Raw genomic sequence first — 18,822 nt, 5'->3', positions numbered from 1 at the left:
GTATTTTCCCATATCTGTTGAAAAACATGGTCATCGATCACTCTAATCAAGTCTGGTGTACAGATATCACGTATATTCCTATGGCTAAAGGCTTTGTCTATCTGTGTGCAATTATAGATTGGCATAGCCGTAAAGTACTGGCTCATCGAGTATCGATCAGTATGGAAACAGACTTTTGCATAGATGCGTTGCAAGAAGCAATTGTGAAATATGGTTGTCCTGAGGTGTTTAATACAGACCAAGGCAGTCAATTCACAAGCGAGGCATTTTTGAATGAGTTAAAATTGCGAAATATCCGTATCAGTATGGATGGGAAACTTGCGCAGTATACTGCTCATAGATGGATAATGTGATGATTGAGCGTTTATGGCGCAGCGTGAAGCATGAGGAAGTCTATTTGAAGGCTTACGATACAGTAAAACAAGCGAAACAATCCATTGCTGAGTATTTGGATTTTTATAACATGATACGTCCTCATTCAAGTTTGAATAAGGCCACACCGAATGAATTTTATGATCAACATTTACTAAAAGTAATGGCAGCATAATTTAAATATTTAGAGCGGATTTATCACTTATAAAACTGAATTGAGTGGTCTAATTAACGGAACCACATTACCTTTTCAACTTAAAGATGTGACTTTACGCAACCGTATAGCTGTGCCACCGATGTGTTAGTACAGTGCGGTTGAGGGCAAAGTCACCGACTGGCATTTGGCACATTACACCGGTATGGCACGCGGTGGTGCAGGTCTGGTGATTGTCGAAGCGACAGGTGTATCGCCTGAAGGGCGGATTACTCCCGCCTGTTTGGGTTTGTGGAGCGATGAACACATTGAAGGTTTGGCACAGATTGCTCAGGCGATTAAAGCCGCTGGGGCAGTACCAGGCATTCAGATTGCACATGCAGGGCGTAAAGCCAGTGCCAATAGTCCGTGGGAAGGCGATGACCATATTGCCGAAGGTGATCCGCGTGGCTGGCAGCCAATCGGAGCATCGGCGATTGCTTATGGTGAAAACTTGTCGCGTGTACCACAGGAAATGAGCCTTGAAGATATTCAACGGGTTCAGGCAGATTTTGCTGCTGCAGCACGCCGTGCAAAACAGGCAGGTTTTGAATGGTTAGAATTACATTTTGCACATGGTTATTTAGCGCAAAGCTTTTTTTCTAAGCACAGCAATCTACGTCAAGACGAGTATGGCGGTGATTTTGCAGGGCGAAGCCGCTTTTTGCGTGAAACCTTTAGCGCAGTCCGTGCAGTTTGGCCTGAGCGTTTACCCTTAACCGCACGTTTTGGCATGATCGAGTACGATGGGCATGATGAAGAAACCCTGAGCGAGTCAATTGAACTGGTCAAACAATGGCGTACAGATGGGCTAGATTTACTCAATGTCAGTATTGGTTTTAATACGCCTAAAGCCAAAGTGCCTTGGGCTGAGCCTGCATTTTTAGCACCCATTTCTGAGCGTGTACGCCGTGAAGCCAATTTGCCTGTTGCCTCTTCATGGGGAATGGATAAACCTGAAGTCGCGAACCGTTTGGTGGAACAGCAGCAAATGGACTTGGTGATGATCGGGCGTGCTTTCTTGGCAAATCCACACTATGCGCTGCAAGCTGCCAAAGCATTGCAACTGGAAAACCGACGCAGGTATTGCCTACACCGTATGCACACTGGTTAGAGCGTTATTCATCGTAAAGTGATTTATTTTCATTGAAAAGTCAGCCTTGAGCTGGCTTTTTTATGTTGTAACCAATGGATTGTACAGCGCACAGTTATCTGCAAACTGCTCCTCATGCTGACAGGTTTTCAGTATTAACTGACGCAACCAGCGATAACGTGGGTCGTGCTCAGTGCGTTCATGCCACAAGGCAACTTTACTAAAACTTGGAATCTCCAGTGGGGGTTGCACAATCGCTAAATCTTGACGTTTACATACCAGACGTTTCGGCACAGTCGCCACCAGATCACTATTTTGCAAAATCTCAGGCAACAGTAAGAAACTCGACACCGACAGGGTGACACGACGTTGTCGTCCCAGTTGTTGTAATTGCTGATCGGTAATGCCTGAGAAGCTGCCCTGAAAGGACACCAAGGCATGATCCAACTCACAAAAACGATCCAGACTCAGGGGGTGTTGCAATGCAGGATGTCCCAAGCGCATTACGCTGACATAGCATTCATCAAACAGATGCAAATGATGCAACTCACTGCCGCAACTATGTTCAGGTGTAGACAGTGCCAGATCAATTTCACCCTGTTCCAGACGTTGTAGTTCTTTATCGGTCGATGGCAACAGTGCAATCTGCACATGCGGCGCTTGCTGTTTGAGCGCTGCCAAAAAGGGCACCAAAATCACCTGATGGGCATAGTCGGTTGCGGCAATACGCACGGTAAAATCCACTGTGGCAGGGTTAAACTCCAGTGGTTGTAGCAGTAGATCAATTTGCCCCAAAATCTGTTTGATTGGGCAGATCAGTTCCAATGCACGCGGGGTCGGCACAATACCGCGCTGCGAACGGACAAACAGCGGATCATCAAAACTTTCACGCAGACGTGCCAAAATACTGCTCATGGCAGGCTGGGTAATAAACAGGCGTTCCGCGGCGCGGGTTACGCTGCGTTCTTCCAGTAAAATATCCATGGCTTTAAGCAGGTTAAAGTCCAGATGACGCAAGTTTTTGACCATCATTCTCCCCGAAGAGGCAACGTTTTATCTCATGATAACCTGTTCTTAATTGGCGGGGGAATGTCGGGCGAAGCTGAGTGAGTAAAGTGAAGGTTTTTCCCAAAAGTTTTGTCGATAGAACAGCAAATTTTGGGCAGGAAATTGTATGGCGAGCCTAAAGCTCACACATACAGTTTAATGGGAATTAAATGATACAGGCCTGACTAATCTGTTGTACTTCAGTTTCGGTGAGTCCTAACTGATCCCACTGATTCATTTGATTGGTCAGCCAAACAAAATCGGAAAGTTTTGGTGCAGCTGAGTGGGTAACATAATTTTTAATAATGTTGACAATGGCATGGTAACGTTCAACATGCGTGTCGGGTGAACAAGAAAATTGCACAATTTCATAGTGAATCAGCATTTGCCACAGTTCAGAAAAATCCTTGAGTTGCTCAATATCTTGCTGTGCTAAACGCAGTGCCGTTCCTAAAGTCAATAATGTTTCAGGATAGCGTTTTGCCCATTCTGCGGTTACCGCCAAGACTTTATCTGCCACACTGGGCACAACGTCGAGACCTGAAGCGACAATTTGGCTTTTACCCAAAACTTCGCCTTGGGTATTCCATGGTTCACCCACACAAAAGCCATCGATTAAACCACTAGAAATGGCTTCAACCATATAAGGGGGTGGCAGCGTTAGTAATTTAATTTTTTTGGCAAGTGTACTGTCAGCGAGCGCTAACCATTCTCTTAAACAATAATGATGGAGTGAATGTCCAAAGACCTGTGCTAGACGAATCGGCTTATGGTTAAAGCTTGACACCAGTTTTTCAGCAGTCTGAACGGCTGAATCAGTGCTATGGATCTCGAGTTCATAACACAGTTTTTGACTTAAACTGATAAATGCTGAGTTTTGACTGAGTACCAGTGCGGTTTTAAAGGGAATACCCACTTGATCTGTGCCTGCCTGAGAAGCGGGCAACATTGCAGAGAGACAGTGCGCCCCATCTAAAATGCCAAACGCCAAACGATCTCGTAAACTTGCCCATGAGGCTTCTTTGACCAAAGTGACATCAAGCCCAACTCGTTCAAAAAAACCTTTATGTTTGGCCCATAAAATGGCAACTGCATCAAGGAGTGGAATATAGCCAATATTCAGCTGAGTCTTTTCATTCTTCATATCATTAATCCTTGAAAGTCTGATTGAGCAGTTGCTGAGCTTGAATCAGCTGACGCGCCAAATCCCCCATGGAAATCCGAGCGTTCATGGCATTTTTACGTAACAGGCGAAATGCTTCTTCTTCTGAAAGTTGTTGTAATTGCATTATCATGGTTTTTGCTTTTTCAATGTCTTTACGATCTGCTAAGCGTAGTTTAGTTTCTTTTAGATCACTTTCAAGCTGCTGATGCTTTTTATATTGCTCAATGGCAATTTCAAGCACGCTATCTAGACGAGCAGGATCAACCCCATCGACAATATAGGCAGTGACGCCTGCCTGAATCGCTTGTTTAATTGTGTCACGGTTATTATTTTTGGTAAACAGCACAGTGGGCAAATTAAAATGGTTCACAAATGCTTCAATAATGTCACGTTGTGGATGATCCATATCCAGTAAAATCACATCGGCATGCAGTTCTTGTAAATCGTGTGGGGCAATCTCCTGAATGAGCACACAAGCCACGACCTCAAAATCATGTTCAGTCAGGCACTGCTGTAAATAGCTAGCACGCGATTCGTCATCGTCAATCAAGGCGATTTTGAGTTTGGAGGTCAACATAGTGGCTGGCTCAAGGTTAAGGTGGTTTCACTTTCTATTGCAAAGCAAAATGAGTGCCACGTAAAGCGTCTAAATCACAGCATCTGTTGCAATATATGCGGGGCTGTTCTACGGCTTTAGTCGAATATTTTTGAAAAAAACTGAAAAAACAAAAGAGTAAATTGAACAGTGCATCAAAGTGATCGATGCTACTGTTGTGCAATTTGATTTAAATTGCCTAAATTTAGTGCAGTTTTGGCTCAATTTTAGAGATTGTGCAAAAACAGCGCAGTATGAGAAAGTTAAGAAAATGGTCATTTTTTAACTAAGTTGATAAAAAATAATTTATTTTTAGAGTTGGCATGTACTTTGCATTATTCAAAGCAGATCAAAGGCGATCACCTTATATACCAAATATAACGGCCAACGATGTCCGTTCTGATGAATTCTGCTGCTGCATGGGGTTTGCTGTAGTAGGAACGTAATTAACGTATCAGTGCGAGGATTGGCCATGTCTACCAATTTAGATGATCAAAAAGCGACAAAAATAAGCCTATTTAGTTTTTCTACACCTGCAATGCGCGCTTTCCACATGAGCTGGCTGGCATTCTTTGTCTGTTTCTTCGCTTGGTTTGCCTGCGCACCACTCATGCCAGTGATTTCAGGTGAATTCCATCTCACTAAAGACCAAATTGCCAACATTAACATTGCCGCAGTGGCGATTACCATTTTGGTTCGCCTCATCGTTGGTCCATTGTGTGACAAATATGGTCCACGCAAAACTTATACTGCATTGTTATTTTTAGGCAGCATTCCTGTATTTGGGGTTGCCGCAGCCAACAGCTATGAATCATTCCTGTTCTTCCGCCTGTTGATTGGTGCAATTGGCGCAAGCTTCGTCATCACGCAATACCACACCAGTGTCATGTTTGCACCAAACGTGGTGGGAACTGCCAATGCTGCTACTGCAGGTTGGGGAAATGCGGGTGGTGGTGCAACTCAAGTCCTCATGCCATTGCTATTGTCTGCAATCGTGATGTATGGCGTTGAGCAAAGCATGGGCTGGCGTGCAGCATTGATCGTTCCTGGTTTTATGATGCTCATCGTGGGCTGCTTATACTGGAAATTTACCCAAGACTGCCCAGCAGGCAACTATAAGCAACTTCGTGAACAAGGCATTGAAGTTGAAGGCGGTAAAAAAGGCGGTTGGGCGATTATTAAAGAAGCGTCTCGTAACTACCGTGTTTGGATTCTATTTGTTAGCTATGCAGCATGCTTCGGGATCGAAATTTTCATGCACAACGTAGTGACCATGTACTACGTACAAAAATTTAACTTCGGTCTTAAAGAAGCAGGTATGGCTGCGGGGATCTTTGGTTTACTCGCACTGTTTGCTCGTGCATTTGGTGGGATTATCTCTGACAAAGTGGCACTAAAACGTGGTCTAGATGCACGTACTGAAATTTTATTTATGATGATTTTGGGCGAAGGTCTGTTCTTGATGTTGTTCTCGCAAATGAATACGCCTGTTATGGCTATCTTGAGCATGACGTTATTCGGTTTATTCACACACATGGCTTGTGGTGCGACGTATGCGCTGGTGCCATTCATTGACCGTAAAGCATTAGGTGGTGTTGCGGGGATTATCGGGGCAGGCGGTAACGTGGGTGCGGTGGCAGCAGGCTTTATCTTTAAGAGCATGCCTGACCTACAAACTTGCTTATTGAGCCTTGGCATTATGGTGGTGGTGATTGGTTGTGTGGTGTTGTTCATCCGCTTCTCACCAGAACACAAAGCCCGTGAGAAAAAGCTCTTCGAAAAAGCGCTACTTGAACGCAACGAAGCTGTTTAATCCAAATCTCCCAAGAAATTACTTTAAGGATGCCGATGATGAAACTCGTTATGATTGGTCATGGAATGGTTGGGCACAAATTTATTGAAAGTGTCCTCGAACATAACAATGACGACCTCGAAATCACCATTATTGCTGAAGAACCACGTTTAGCGTATGACCGCGTACATTTGACCGAATACTTCTCTGGACGCAGTGCCAAAGATTTATCGCTTGCACGTGCAGACTTTGCAGATGCTTATGGCATTGATTTACATCTCAATACCAAAGCCATTGCCATTGACCGTCATAACCAGACCGTGACCACGGCAACGGGTCAAATCATCGGCTATGACAAACTGATTTTAGCCACAGGTTCTTATGCTTTTGTTCCACCGATTCCGGGCAATGAGCGTCAAAACTGCTTTGTGTATCGCACCATTGAAGACCTTGATGCAATTCGTGCAGCGAGTTTGAATGCGAAATCGGGTGTGGTGATTGGCGGTGGCTTGCTCGGTCTTGAAGCAGCAAAAGCACTGCGTGACCTCAACCTGCAAACTCATGTAGTGGAGTTTGCACCGCGTTTGATGGCAGTCCAGATTGATGATTTGGGCGGTAAAGTACTGCGCCGTAAAATCGAAAACTTGGGTGTGCAAGTGCATACCCAAAAAGCCACCCAAGCCATTGAAGATGGTGAACATGCCGTACATGTGATGAAGTTTGCCGATGGCTCACATCTTGAAACTGACATTGTGCTATTTTCGGCAGGGATTCGCCCACGTGATGAACTGGCACGTAGCAGCGGTTTGGCGGTGGGTGAGCGCGGCGGAATCGTGATTAACGACTATTGCCAAACCTCAGATGACCACATTTACGCGATTGGTGAATGTGCGCTGTGGCAGAACAAAATTTTTGGTCTAGTTGCACCGGGCTATGACATGGCACGTATTGCGGCGAAACATGTCCAACAACAAAACACCGCATTGTTTGCGGGTGCGGACATGAGTACCAAACTCAAACTGATGGGGGTTGATGTTGCTTCGGTCGGTGATGCACATGCCATGACGCCAGATGCCGTTAGCTATTTCTATGCTGACGAAGATGCCTTGATCTATAAAAAACTGGTGGTGGATCAAGCCAAAACGAAAGTTTTGGGTGCGGTGTTGGTCGGTGATGCAACCGAGTACAGCGAATTGCTGCAAATGATGCTCAACGGTTTGCCACTGCCTGAACAACCTGAAAGCTTGATCATGCCGGGCTTTAGCCAAGGTGCAGCCAAAGCAGGCGGCAGCGGTGTGGACTTGCTGCCAGATAGCGCGACCATCTGTTCATGTAACAACGTTTCTAAAGCTGACATTTGCCAAGCGATTGGTGATGGTGCAACTTCACTTGGCGCTTTGAAAAAATGCACCAAAGCGGCAACCGCGTGTGGCGGCTGTGCGCCATTGGTGACTCAAGTCTTGAAAGCGGAGTTGCAACGCCAAGGCGTGACCGTGAATAACCATATTTGCGAGCACTTTGCTTATTCACGCCAAGAGCTGTATCACTTGGTACGCGTGCATGAAATCAAAACCTTCGATGCTTTGATTCAACAATTCGGACAAGGTTTGGGTTGTGACATCTGTAAACCGACTACTGCCAACATTTTAGCGTCTTGCTGGAATGACTTTGTGTTGAAACCAAGCCATGCAGGCTTGCAGGACAGCAACGACTACTACTTGGGCAACATCCAAAAAGATGGTTCTTACTCGGTTGTACCGCGTATGGCAGGTGGTGAAGTCACTCCAGATGGCTTGATTGCTGTGGGTCAGATCGCTAAAAAATATAACCTCTACACCAAAATTACAGGTGGTCAGCGTGTCGATATGTTCGGGGCGCAGTTACATGAATTACCTTTGATTTGGGAAGAATTGATTGCCGCAGGTTTTGAGTCTGGACATGCCTACGGCAAATCATTACGTACCGTGAAATCTTGTGTTGGTAGCACATGGTGCCGTTATGGTGTAGATGATTCGGTGGGATTGGCAATTCAACTGGAAAACCGCTACAAGGGTTTACGCTCACCACATAAACTGAAAATGGCAGTGTCTGGCTGTACCCGTGAATGTGCCGAAGCACAAGGCAAAGATGTGGGCGTGATTGCCACTGAAAAAGGCTGGAACCTTTATGTCTGTGGTAACGGTGGCATGAAACCACGCCATGCTGAATTGCTGGCATCTGATTTAGATACTGAAACTTTGGTGCGTTATATCGACCGTTTCTTCATGTTCTACATTCAAACCGCAGACCGTTTACAACGCACCAGCGTATGGCGTGACAACATGGAAGGTGGCTTAGATTACCTCAAAGCGGTGATCGTGGAAGATTCACTTGGCTTGGCAGAAGAACTGGAACGCCGTATGGCGCATGTGATCGGTACTTATCAGGATGAATGGCGCACTGCTGTGGAAGATCCAACGGTTCGCAAACGCTTCAAAACTTTCATTAATGCCGATGAACAACGTGATCCACATATTCAATTTACTCAAGAGCGTGGACAGATTCGTCCATTGAAAATGGCAGAACGTGATCAAGACCGAATCGCGATGGTTGAAGCACAGGTTTAAGGAGAACAGAGATGACCAATCAGCAAATGCAAGAAATGGACTGGATTGAAATCTGCGACCTTGACGATGTGACAGCCAATACGGGTGTGGGGGCTTTAATCGCAGGTCAACCGATTGCGCTGTTTCGTGTGGGCGATGAAGCGCGCGTGTATGCCTTGAGCGCACGTGACCCGTTCAGCCAAGCCAATGTCATGGCACGTGGCATCTTGGGGGATATTCAGGGTGAACGCGTGGTGGCATCCCCCTTGTATAAACAGCATTTTAGCTTGGCGACAGGGCGTTGCCTTGAAGACAGCACCCAGCATTTGGCGGTGTATCCGAGCAAGGTTGAAGATGGTCGAGTGTTTGTCTGTAGCCAGCCGATGAAAACCTATTTGACCAGCAACGGTCAGCAAGTCGAGAAACAGGCGTTGGTGTTAGTGGGCAATGGTTTGGCAGGCATGCGCTGTCTGGAAGACTTGCTGGATATGGAGCCTGAACGCTACGAGATTACCGTGATTGGTGAGGAGCCATGGGGCAACTATAACCGCATCATGCTCTCGCCAGTGTTGTCGGGTGATAAAAAAATCGAAGACATTATGCTGCATCCGCCTGCATGGTATGCCGAAAAAAATATCCGTTTTATTGCCGATGATCCTGCGGTGGAAATTGACCGTAATCACAAAACCGTGACTACGCAAAAAGGTGAGGTGGTGAGCTATGACCGCCTGATTTTGGCGACAGGCTCGAAGCCGTTTATTCCCCCTGTTGAAGGCAAAGATTTACAAGGCGTGTTGAGCTTCCGTGACATTTACGATGTCAATCAGATGATCGAAAGCAGTCAAAACAAACATCATGCGGTGGTGATTGGTGGTGGTCTGCTCGGTCTTGAAGCGGCCTATGGTTTAAAACGCCGTGGCATGAATGTGACCGTGCTGCATCTGACCTCGCACATTATGGATCGCCAGCTGGATGCCTGTGCTAGTGCCATGCTCAAAGCCAGCATTGAAGCCAAAGGCATTCGGGTGATCACCTCCGCCGTTACCCAGCGTTTGGCGGGCAATGAACACGGTCAAGTCACCCAAGTCGAATTGCAAGATGGCACGATTATTCCTGCTGATCTGGTGGTGTTCGCTGTTGGGATTCGCCCGAATATTGCCTTGGCTCAACAAGCAGGTTTGCGCTGCAACCGTGGCGTGTTGGTCAATGACACCATGCAGACCTTTGATCCAAGCATTTATGCAGTCGGTGAATGTATCGAGCATCGTGGCAGTACTTTCGGACTGGTTGAACCACTTTGGGGACAAGCCTTTATTTGTGCATCGCATTTGGCAGAACATGGCAGCCTGACTTTTGCAGCGCAGCCTGTACCGACACAGCTTAAAGTCAGTGGTTGTGACGTGTTTTCCGCAGGTAACTTTGCCCCTGAAGATGCCTTTGAAGAAATCGTATTACATGACGACAAACGTCAGATTTATAAACGCATTATTATTCAGGACAACAAAGTCGTCGGTGCGGTGTTGTTTGGCGACACCGAAGATGGCGTGTGGTATGCCGAACTGATTGCAGATCAGACACCAATTCATCCGTTTAGAAATAAACTGCTTTTTGGTAAAGATTTTGCATTAAAACAAGCAAGTTAATCGTTAAAACAAAGCTTCTTCATCGCTATTTACACCCTCTTTATATTTCTCCCAGATAGAGAAAAAAGGGATTGATGAAAGAAGCTTATAGAAGTTGAATTCGGCAGCGTGGAACAAGGTATGAACAGCATTCCAATGGTGGAACAGACTCGCCACACCGACAGCACAGTCACTACTGCAAGCACATGCCCGTATTGTGGCGTGGGCTGTGGGGTTGAGGTCAGTGTGACTCAAACGGCACACGGGGCACAAATTGCCGTGCGTGGCGATGCACAGCATCCGTCCAATTTTGGTCGTCTGTGCATCAAAGGCAGTCATTTGGCCGATACATTGGGCATGGAAACCCGTGTACTTGAGCCAATGCAGGGGCGTAAAGCTGCCCGCCGCCGTAGCAGTTGGGATGCCGCCTTGAGCCAGATTGCCGAGCGTTTTCAGGACAGTATTGATCAGTATGGGGCAGACAGCGTTGCATTTTATGTCTCAGGGCAATTGCTGACCGAAGACTACTATGTGGTCAATAAATTCGTTAAAGGCTACTTGGGCACTGCCAATATCGACACTAATTCACGTCTGTGCATGTCCTCTGCGGTGGCAGCGCATAAACGCAGTTTTGGTGAAGACCTTGTGCCAGCAAGCTATGTCGATTTTGAACAGACTAAAATGGTGGTGCTGGTCGGTTCCAACACCGCATGGTGTCATCCTGTGTTGTATCAACGCATCATGCAGGCTAAAGCCGAACGTGATCTGTTTGTGGTGGTGATCGACCCGCGTTTTACCGCGACCTGTGAACAGGCAGATTTACATTTGCCGATTTTACCGGGGCAAGATGTCACGCTATTCAATGGCTTATTGCAATATTTATATCAAAACGGTTATGCCGACATCAGTTTTGTTGAGCGCTATACCGACAATCTGAATGCAGCTTTAGATGCCAGTCAGGGTGAAACCAATTTGGTCGATCTGGCGCAGCGGACAGGCATTCAACTGGACAAATTACAGCTATTTTTTGAGAAATTTGCACAGACTTCACAGGTGATGAGCCTGTTCTCGATGGGGGTCAATCAGTCCTCACAAGGCGTTAACAAAGCCAATGCGATTATTAACTGTCATTTGCTGACAGGGAAAATCGGACGTACAGGCGCAGCGCCATTTTCCATGACAGGGCAGCCGAATGCCATGGGTGGGCGTGAAGTTGGTGGTTTGGCGAATATGCTGGCGGCGCATTTGGATGTCGATAACGCTGAGCATCAGCAATTGGTGCAACAGTTTTGGCAAAGTCCAAACATTGCCACCAAAGCAGGTTTAAAAGCCGTGGATTTATTTGAAGCGGTGGAGCAGGGCAAAATCAAAGCCTTGTGGATTATGGCAACCAACCCCGTGGTCAGTTTGCCCAATGCCGATCAGGTCAAACGCGCTTTAGAAAAATGCGAATTTGTAGTGGTGTCGGATATTTGCCAAGACACAGACACCACGCAATATGCCGACATTTTATTGCCTGCTTTAGGATGGGGCGAAAAAGACGGTACAGTGACCAATTCCGAGCGCCGTATTTCACGCCAACGTGCATTTTTAGGTGCGCCTGCTCAAGCCAAAGCCGACTGGTGGGCGGTGGCGCAAGTGGCAAAGAAAATGGGCTTTTCAGGTTTTGATTTTCAGTCTTCGCATGAGATTTTCCTTGAGCATGCCCGACTCTCTGCCTACCAAAACAGTGATGTAGCAGGGCGTGAGCAGTGCAATACCTTCCGCTACTTTAACTTGGCAGGACTGAGTGACATCAGTGCTGAAGAGTATCAACAACTGCAACCGATTCAATGGCCTGTGTGGCAACAGCCACAAGCGCAAGCCTGTGAGCGCCTGTTTGCACAGGGTCAGTTCAGTTTTGCATCGGGCAAAGCCAAATTTGTGGCAACTGCACCTGTTGCGCCTGTGAATGTGGTGAATGGGGATTACCCACTGATTTTGAATACGGGGCGGATTCGCGATCAGTGGCACACCATGACCCGTACAGGTTTAGCGCCTGCCTTGGCCAATCACCGCGCCGAAGCTTATTGTGAAATCCACCCGCAAGATGCCTTGAAATATGGTATTTCCGAACAGGGTCTGGTGGAAGTATTTTCAACATGGGGCAAGTGTGTGTTGCGGGCGCAGTTCTCGCAAGGCGTGCGCCGTGGGCAGATTTTTGCACCGATTCACTGGACTGAGCAATTTGCCTCCGATGCGCGGATTGGCAAAGTGGTTAATCCTGTGGTGGATGCCATTTCGGGCGAGCCTGAATTTAAGCATACCCCTGTGATGATGCAGCCGTTTCATAGTCGCTGGCAGGGTGTGTGTTTTATTCGCGAAGAATATTTGCCACAGGTGCGTGACTCAATTCAGTCTGTGAGCTGGTGGAATAAAATCACCACGCCCTATGCCGCGCAGTATGAACTGGCAGGACGGCAAAATTTTAATACCGTCACCAGTAATATTAAGGCGTTGTTGGCATTTGATGATGACAGTCTGGAATGGTTAGACCTGAAAGATCAAAGCCAGCAGTTGTGTCATATCGTGGTGCTTAAAGACAACCGTTTGGTGGCGTGTTTATACATTGCAGACAAAGCATTCTTGCCTGATCGGGCATGGATTGCCAGCCTATTTAAGCGTGAGCGCTTAAGTGCGACACATCGTAAAGCCTTGTTAGCAGCAGCACCGATGAATGCGGGCAGCAGTGAAGGCCCACTGGTGTGTAGCTGTTTTAAAGTTGGAAAAAATCGCATTCTTGAAACAATAAAAACCCAAAACATCACCCACGAAAAACAGGTGACAGCGTGCTTAAAAGCAGGCGGTAATTGTGGTTCCTGTCTCCCTGAAATTCGTGGCTTAATTAAATCGTGCCAACAGGAGCTTGCCCATGACTGATGCAAACCATCCCGTTACAGATTTGGTCATTTTAGCGGGTGGTCAGGCCCGCCGCATGCAAGGCTTAAACAAGCTTTTGCAGTGTTTCGATAAACAAATACAACTCTTAAAAATCTCACAACATTTTCGGGGAAAAACCCAACAGCAGTGGATTAGCAGTAACCGTGATCATCGGATTTATCAGCATATGGTGCCGAACATTCGCAGTTTTCAGGACGATGAAACAGGCTTTCTTGGGCCGCTGATTGGAATGAAAAGTGCGTGGCGACATGTTTCAGCCGACTATGTGCTATTTGTGCCGTGTGACGTGACCTATTTGCCGAAATCGGTTTTAAAAAAACTGCACCAAAGTTTGCAACAGCACCCTGAAGCCGAGGTGGCTTATGTCGAAATCAATGGCGCGGCGCTGTATCCATTTTGCTTATTGAAACGCAGCAGCTTACCCGCGTTGAGCGCTCAGATTGAGCAAGGCGAGTTAAGTCTTAAAAAATGCTTCAAATTGATGCATGCACAAGCGGTGAAGTTCCGAAAACATGCACTGATTTTTCACAGCATTAACTCCTTCGATGAATTACAGCAGTACAAACAGTTGAATGTGTTGATTTAGTGCAAAGTTGGAATATTTCTTGCTTCAATAAAGCTCGTAAAATGTGCACCTGAACCGTGTGGCAGGTGCATTTTTCTTCTTCAGGTTTGGAGTGGTTCGTGCATGATGCAGTCCGCCAGTTCATGGATTGACCAGTTTGGTCGTCAAAAACGTAAACTGAGAATTTCAGTGACGGATCGCTGCAATTTCAAGTGTCTATATTGCATGCCTGAACATCCTGAATGGATGGACAAACACAGTTTACTCAGTTTTGAAGCCCTGTATGCCTTCTGCCAGTTTATGGTGGAACGCGGCATCGACAGCCTGCGAATTACGGGCGGTGAACCACTGATGCGTCAGGGCGTGGTGCATTTTATTGAACAATTACAATCGCTGCGCGCATTGGGTCTCAAGCGCATTGCCATGACCAGTAATGGGCACTATTTGCCTAAATACGCGCATGTCTTAAAACAGGCAGGTCTGGACGATCTGAATATCAGTTTGGACAGTCTCGATCCAGTTCTTTTTCAGCAACTCACCCAACGAGAGCTTGCGCCTGTCTTGGCAGGTATCGCTGCGGCACAGCAGGCAGGATTATCCCTGAAAATTAATACGGTACTGATGCAAGGCATCAATGATTCACAAATTTTGCCGCTTGTGGCATGGGCCAAACAGCAGCAATTACCGCTACGTTTTATTGAATATATGCCGCTGGATGGTGATGCACAGTGGCAACGTCAGCAGGTGGTGACCGAGCAACAAATTTTGCAGCAACTGGGTGAACAGTACCAGATTGAAGCCTTGCCACAAGACCATTCGCCTGCTCGTATTTACCGCTTAGACCAAAGCTATGATGTGGGGATTATTTCCACCATTAGCCACACCTTTTGTGGGCAGTGTGACCGTATTCGCCTGACCGCTCAGGGTGAGTTATTTAACTGTCTGTTTGCACCGCAAGGCATTGCGCTCAAGTCCGAGATTCAGGCTTTGGCTGCACATGCCGATATGGCGCGTGAACAGTTACAGCAGCGGATTGGAACTTATATTTGGCACAAGGCTGCGGGCTTTCATGCCATACAGGCTACCCAACATTCCCCTCGCAAAATCAGTATGCATATGCTTGGAGGCTAACATGCAAAAAATTTCCGTGCAGATTGAAGGTTTTGGCGCAGTGACGCGCTGGCTGCCTAGCGATCTTCGACTTGAGTTCGATGCGCCTGTGGCGATTGCGGCCGTGCTCAGTCAACTGGAGCAACAGCATCCCCAAGCACAATCTGCAATTCAGCAATGTGCCTGTGCTATCGGGGACAGTCTGGTGTCACGTCAGGATGCGTTAGATACAGCATGTACTTTGGTGCTACTGTCACCTGTTGCAGGAGGTTAAGCATGGATTTTGCACGAATTCAGGATCAGGATTTAAGCCTCGACTGTTTTGCCCCGATTGAAGATTTCCCAGAGTGCGGTGGGATTGGCAGTTTTGTCGGCGTGGTGCGCAATCACCATGAAGGACGCACAGTCGATGCGCTGTGTTATACCGCTTATGCGCCTTTGGCAGAGAAAATGATTCGGCAGATTGAGCAGGAAGTCGAAGCCAAATATGCAGTGCAGTATGTGCGGGTGGTGCATCGGGTCGGCAAACTGGGCATTGGTGGAAAAGCGATTATTGCGCTGGCCTATGCCGAGCATCGCCGTGAAGCATTTGCGGCTTGTGAAGAAGCCGTCGAGCGTGTTAAACATGAAGTGCCTGTTTGGAAAGAAGAATTTTATAGCGATGGTACGAGCCAGTTCGTGACAGGTTGTTGTATTCGTAAAGACTATAGTGCCGAGGAACAGGCACATTCAGATCATCAACATACACATACGCATAAACATCAGCATTCACATTATTGATTGAATTATTTGAGAAACATCAGCATGAAAAACGTGGCCATGAAAGCAGAGAGTTATCGGATTGCAGAAGCCCAAGCGGTGCTGTCTGCGCCGCCGCATTGCATTGAACTCTTGCGGCAGGGCAATACCGAAAAAGGTGATGCCTTGAAAACGGCACGCATTGCAGGAATTTTGGCTGCCAAACGGACGGATGAACTGATTCCGCTGTGTCATCCACTGCCGATTTACCGTGCCGATGTTGAATTTGAACTGCATGAAGCAGCAGTGACTATTGTGGCCACCGTGGAAACCATCGGGCCAACAGGGGTGGAAATGGAAGCCTTGACGGCTGCCAGCCTTGCCGCATTGACCCTGTATGACATGCTGAAACCGCACTGTGAACCTGAAGATTTGCAGATGGATCAGTGCCGATTGCTCAAGAAAAAAGGCGGAAAATCGCATTTTGTCCGTCAGCTCAAGCGCAGCTTAAAAGCATCAGTGATTGTGCTGTCAGATACCGTTGCCGCAGGCAAAAAGCCCGATACTGCGGGGCAAAGTGTCATGCAAATGCTCGAAGAAGCTAATTTTAGTGAGATTGCCTATCAGGTGATTGCCGATGATCCTGCGGCTTTACTGGCATTGATCGAACAGCAAAAAAATCACTATCCGCTGATTGTGACGGTGGGCGGGACAGGTCTAGGCCCGAAAGATCTCACTGTTGAAACCTTGCAGCCGTTATTGCAACGTGAAATTCCGGGGCTGATGGAAGCGGCGCGTAGCTTTGGACAAAAACGCACACCGTATGCAGCTTTATCGCGTGGTGTGGCGGGTTATATCGACCACAGTCTGGTGATTACCCTACCAGGCAGTCGTGGCGGTGCGAGTGAATCATTGACCGCGATTGTCCCTGCCTTGGTACATCTGTTTGATGTCCAACAAAATATTCCGCATGCAGGGGGCTATCAATGAGTGGCTGTGGTGCAGAACATGGACTGATTTCGATTGATCAGGCTTTGGCACTGATTGCACAAACGGTGAAACCGCTAGCGCATGAGCGTGTGCCTGTCGAGCAAGCTTTACAGCGTGTTTTGGCTGAGGAAGTGCATGCGCCTGTCGACTTGCCAATTTTTTCGCAAAGTGCGGTAGATGGTTATGCGCTGGCAGCCGCGCAGCATCCGATTGAAACAGGACAAAATTTTCAGGTCATCGGTGAAATTCGTGCGGGACAAGTCAGTGACGTCATCCTTGAAGCTGGGCAAGCGGTACGGATTTTCACAGGTGGCAAAACCCCCGAAGGCACAACCACGGTGGCGCGTCAGGAACTTGTACGACTCCACATGGAACAGCAGATCGAACTCACCGAAGATTTGGCTGAACATGCCGATATTCGAGATGCAGGCGAAGAAGTACAGGCAGGGCAAGTGCTCACTACACAAGGACAGTCTTTGGGTGTTGGGGCGATTGCTGAACTGTGCATGGCAGGTGTGCAACGGGTTTCAGTTTATCGCCAAGCCAAAATTGCGGTGGTGGTGACGGGGGATGAGGTCGCCAGTCATGTCGATGAATTACAGCAGGGCAAAATTTTTGATGCCAATACTCCGATGCTCAAAGCTTGGTGTCAGCAACAGCGCTTAGATGCAGAGTTTTTTTTGGTCGCTGATCAGGAAACTGCACTGACCGAGCTGCTACAGGATTTGCAATTGCGTTTTGATTTGATCATTACTACAGGCGGCGTATCGGTTGGCGACTACGATTTTGTCCGACCTGTGGCACTGAACTTGGGTTTTGAGCAGGTGTTTTGGAAGGTCAAGCAAAAACCGGGTAAACCGATGTTTTTTGCCTGTGCTCAATTGGCTAAACATCGCTGTTACTTGCTCGGCTTACCGGGAAATCCTGCCGCAGTCTATGTGGCGTTGCAAGTCTATGTCAGCAGTTTGTTACGTGGTTTGCTCGGGCAAAGCGTCAGTCCTGCATGGGTCAGTGCTGTGCTGCAACACGAGCTCAAGTCTGATCGCCGTGAGCGCTTTTTAAGAATGTCGGCTCAGGTCGAACAAGGGCAAGTTCAAGTCACAGCCCTGAAAAAACAACAGTCACACATGCTCAGCAATTTATTTGACAGTAATTTCTTGCTGCGTGTACCTGCCGATACGGTGCTGAGTGCAGGCACTGTATTGAACGGACTTTATTTGGATTAGGATAATGAACATGCGCGTTATTTCTCAACTCAGTCTGCTCGTTGCAGGCACATTCACAGCGCTATGTGTGCAGGCAGGGGAAGTCAAAGTCTATGCCGCAGCCAGCCTCACCAATGCCGTGACCGAGATTGCAACTTTGTATCAGAAACAATATCCGAAGACCAAAGTGGTTCCTGTGTATGCGGCATCATCTACACTCGCCAAGCAAATTGTGGCAGGTGCGCCGAGTGATATCTTCTTTTCAGCCGATCAGGACTGGATGAAATATTTACTGCAAAAACAGCAAGTCAGCCCTCAATACATCAAGCCTTTACTGCGCAATCAAATCGTACTGATTAGCCCGAAAAACCTGAAGATTAAGGTTCAACCCAATTCTCATTTTGCCTTTGCGCAAGCCTTTTCAGGCAAGTTGTGTACAGGGCAAATGGAATCTGTCCCTGTCGGAAAATATGCCAAGCAAAGCCTGATCAAGCTGAACTGGTTCAACAGTTTACAAGGTCGAATTGTTGGAACGGATGATGTCCGTGCAGCGTTGACCTTTGTGGAACGGGGTGAGTGCGATGTCGGGATTGTCTATAAAACCGATGCCTTGGTCAGTCAAAAGGTCAAGATTATCGGAATACTGCCTGATAATTCACATGATGCCGTGATTTACCCTGTAGCGCTGACCAAAGTCGGTGAGCAAAACCCTGAAGCCCAACAGTTTTATCGTTTTATGAGCTACAGTGTACAAGCTCTGGCGATTTTCCAGCGCTATGGTTTTCGCATCAACCGCTGATCAGGTGCAGC

General features: G+C 47.3%; 15 protein-coding genes and 1 pseudogene. 13 read left to right on the top strand and 3 right to left on the bottom strand.

Annotation, left to right across the window (positions count from 1 at the left end; all coding sequences use genetic code 11):
* Positions 1 to 547, top strand: a pseudogene (locus GBN19_RS06800) (IS3 family transposase); the annotation flags it as partial.
* Positions 548 to 713: 166 nt separating this feature from the next.
* Positions 714 to 1,679, top strand: coding sequence for an oxidoreductase (locus GBN19_RS06795; protein WP_308469260.1), 966 nt, complete (start codon positions 714 to 716; stop codon positions 1,677 to 1,679).
* A gap of 60 nt (positions 1,680 to 1,739) precedes the next feature.
* Here GBN19_RS06795 and GBN19_RS06790 read toward each other — a convergent pair whose 3' ends face one another.
* From GBN19_RS06790 to GBN19_RS06780, 3 genes are all read right to left on the bottom strand, one after another.
* Positions 1,740 to 2,687, bottom strand: a complete 948-nt coding sequence (locus GBN19_RS06790) for a LysR family transcriptional regulator (RefSeq protein ID WP_151777613.1) — start codon at positions 2,685 to 2,687, stop codon at positions 1,740 to 1,742.
* Between the two features lie 184 nt (positions 2,688 to 2,871).
* Positions 2,872 to 3,849, bottom strand: a complete 978-nt coding sequence (locus GBN19_RS06785; RefSeq protein ID WP_151777610.1) for an ABC transporter substrate-binding protein — start codon at positions 3,847 to 3,849, stop codon at positions 2,872 to 2,874.
* A gap of 4 nt (positions 3,850 to 3,853) precedes the next feature.
* The gene (locus GBN19_RS06780) at positions 3,854 to 4,447 is read right to left on the bottom strand and encodes an ANTAR domain-containing response regulator (protein ID WP_151708978.1); all 594 of its coding nucleotides are present in this window, start codon (positions 4,445 to 4,447) and stop codon (positions 3,854 to 3,856) included.
* 490 nt (positions 4,448 to 4,937) lie between these two features.
* On the opposite strand from GBN19_RS06780, the gene GBN19_RS06775 reads away from it, so the two are divergent.
* The 11 genes from GBN19_RS06775 (at position 4,938) to modA (ending at position 18,811) form a co-directional block, all read left to right on the top strand.
* Complete coding sequence (locus GBN19_RS06775; protein WP_151708979.1) at positions 4,938 to 6,278, top strand: MFS transporter; 1,341 nt, start codon at positions 4,938 to 4,940, stop codon at positions 6,276 to 6,278.
* Positions 6,279 to 6,316: 38 nt separating this feature from the next.
* Positions 6,317 to 8,863: a nitrite reductase large subunit NirB gene (gene nirB / locus GBN19_RS06770; protein WP_151777612.1), complete on the top strand. Its 2,547-nt coding sequence runs from the start codon at positions 6,317 to 6,319 to the stop codon at positions 8,861 to 8,863.
* 11 nt (positions 8,864 to 8,874) lie between these two features.
* Entirely contained in the window at positions 8,875 to 10,485 is a 1,611-nt protein-coding gene (gene nirD, locus GBN19_RS06765) for a nitrite reductase small subunit NirD (RefSeq protein ID WP_151777609.1), read from the top strand.
* Positions 10,486 to 10,605: 120 nt separating this feature from the next.
* Positions 10,606 to 13,383, top strand: coding sequence for a nitrate reductase (locus tag GBN19_RS06760; RefSeq protein ID WP_151777608.1), 2,778 nt, complete (start codon positions 10,606 to 10,608; stop codon positions 13,381 to 13,383).
* Positions 13,376 to 13,990 carry an NTP transferase domain-containing protein gene (locus tag GBN19_RS06755; protein ID WP_151777607.1) on the top strand — a complete coding sequence of 205 codons (615 nt, stop codon included), beginning with the start codon at positions 13,376 to 13,378 and terminating at the stop codon, positions 13,988 to 13,990. The genes GBN19_RS06760 and GBN19_RS06755 overlap by 8 nt, the downstream gene beginning before the upstream one ends.
* 102 nt (positions 13,991 to 14,092) lie before the next feature.
* On the top strand, positions 14,093 to 15,100 hold the full coding sequence (moaA, locus tag GBN19_RS06750) for a GTP 3',8-cyclase MoaA (protein ID WP_151777606.1): 1,008 nt from the start codon (positions 14,093 to 14,095) through the stop codon (positions 15,098 to 15,100).
* 1 nt (position 15,101) lies between these two features.
* Positions 15,102 to 15,353, top strand: a complete 252-nt coding sequence (locus GBN19_RS06745) for a MoaD/ThiS family protein (protein ID WP_151777605.1) — start codon at positions 15,102 to 15,104, stop codon at positions 15,351 to 15,353.
* A 2-nt stretch (positions 15,354 to 15,355) separates the two neighbouring features.
* Entirely contained in the window at positions 15,356 to 15,859 is a 504-nt protein-coding gene (locus GBN19_RS06740) for a molybdenum cofactor biosynthesis protein MoaE (RefSeq protein WP_151777604.1), read from the top strand.
* 24 nt (positions 15,860 to 15,883) lie between these two features.
* Entirely contained in the window at positions 15,884 to 16,807 is a 924-nt protein-coding gene (moaCB, locus tag GBN19_RS06735; RefSeq protein ID WP_151777603.1) for a bifunctional molybdenum cofactor biosynthesis protein MoaC/MoaB, read from the top strand.
* A complete protein-coding gene (locus GBN19_RS06730) occupies positions 16,804 to 18,033 on the top strand; it encodes a molybdopterin molybdotransferase MoeA (RefSeq protein WP_151777602.1) in 1,230 nt (409 codons plus the stop codon). The genes moaCB and GBN19_RS06730 overlap by 4 nt, the downstream gene beginning before the upstream one ends.
* A gap of 10 nt (positions 18,034 to 18,043) precedes the next feature.
* Positions 18,044 to 18,811: a molybdate ABC transporter substrate-binding protein gene (gene modA / locus GBN19_RS06725; RefSeq protein ID WP_151777601.1), complete on the top strand. Its 768-nt coding sequence runs from the start codon at positions 18,044 to 18,046 to the stop codon at positions 18,809 to 18,811.
* Positions 18,812 to 18,822: the final 11 nt, after the last annotated feature.

The sequence above is a fragment of the Acinetobacter brisouii genome (assembly GCF_008993995.1).
Lineage (GTDB): Bacteria > Pseudomonadota > Gammaproteobacteria > Pseudomonadales > Moraxellaceae > Acinetobacter > Acinetobacter brisouii_A.
Note: the sequence above shows the minus strand (reverse complement) of the source record. Positions and strands in the feature narration are given on the sequence as shown.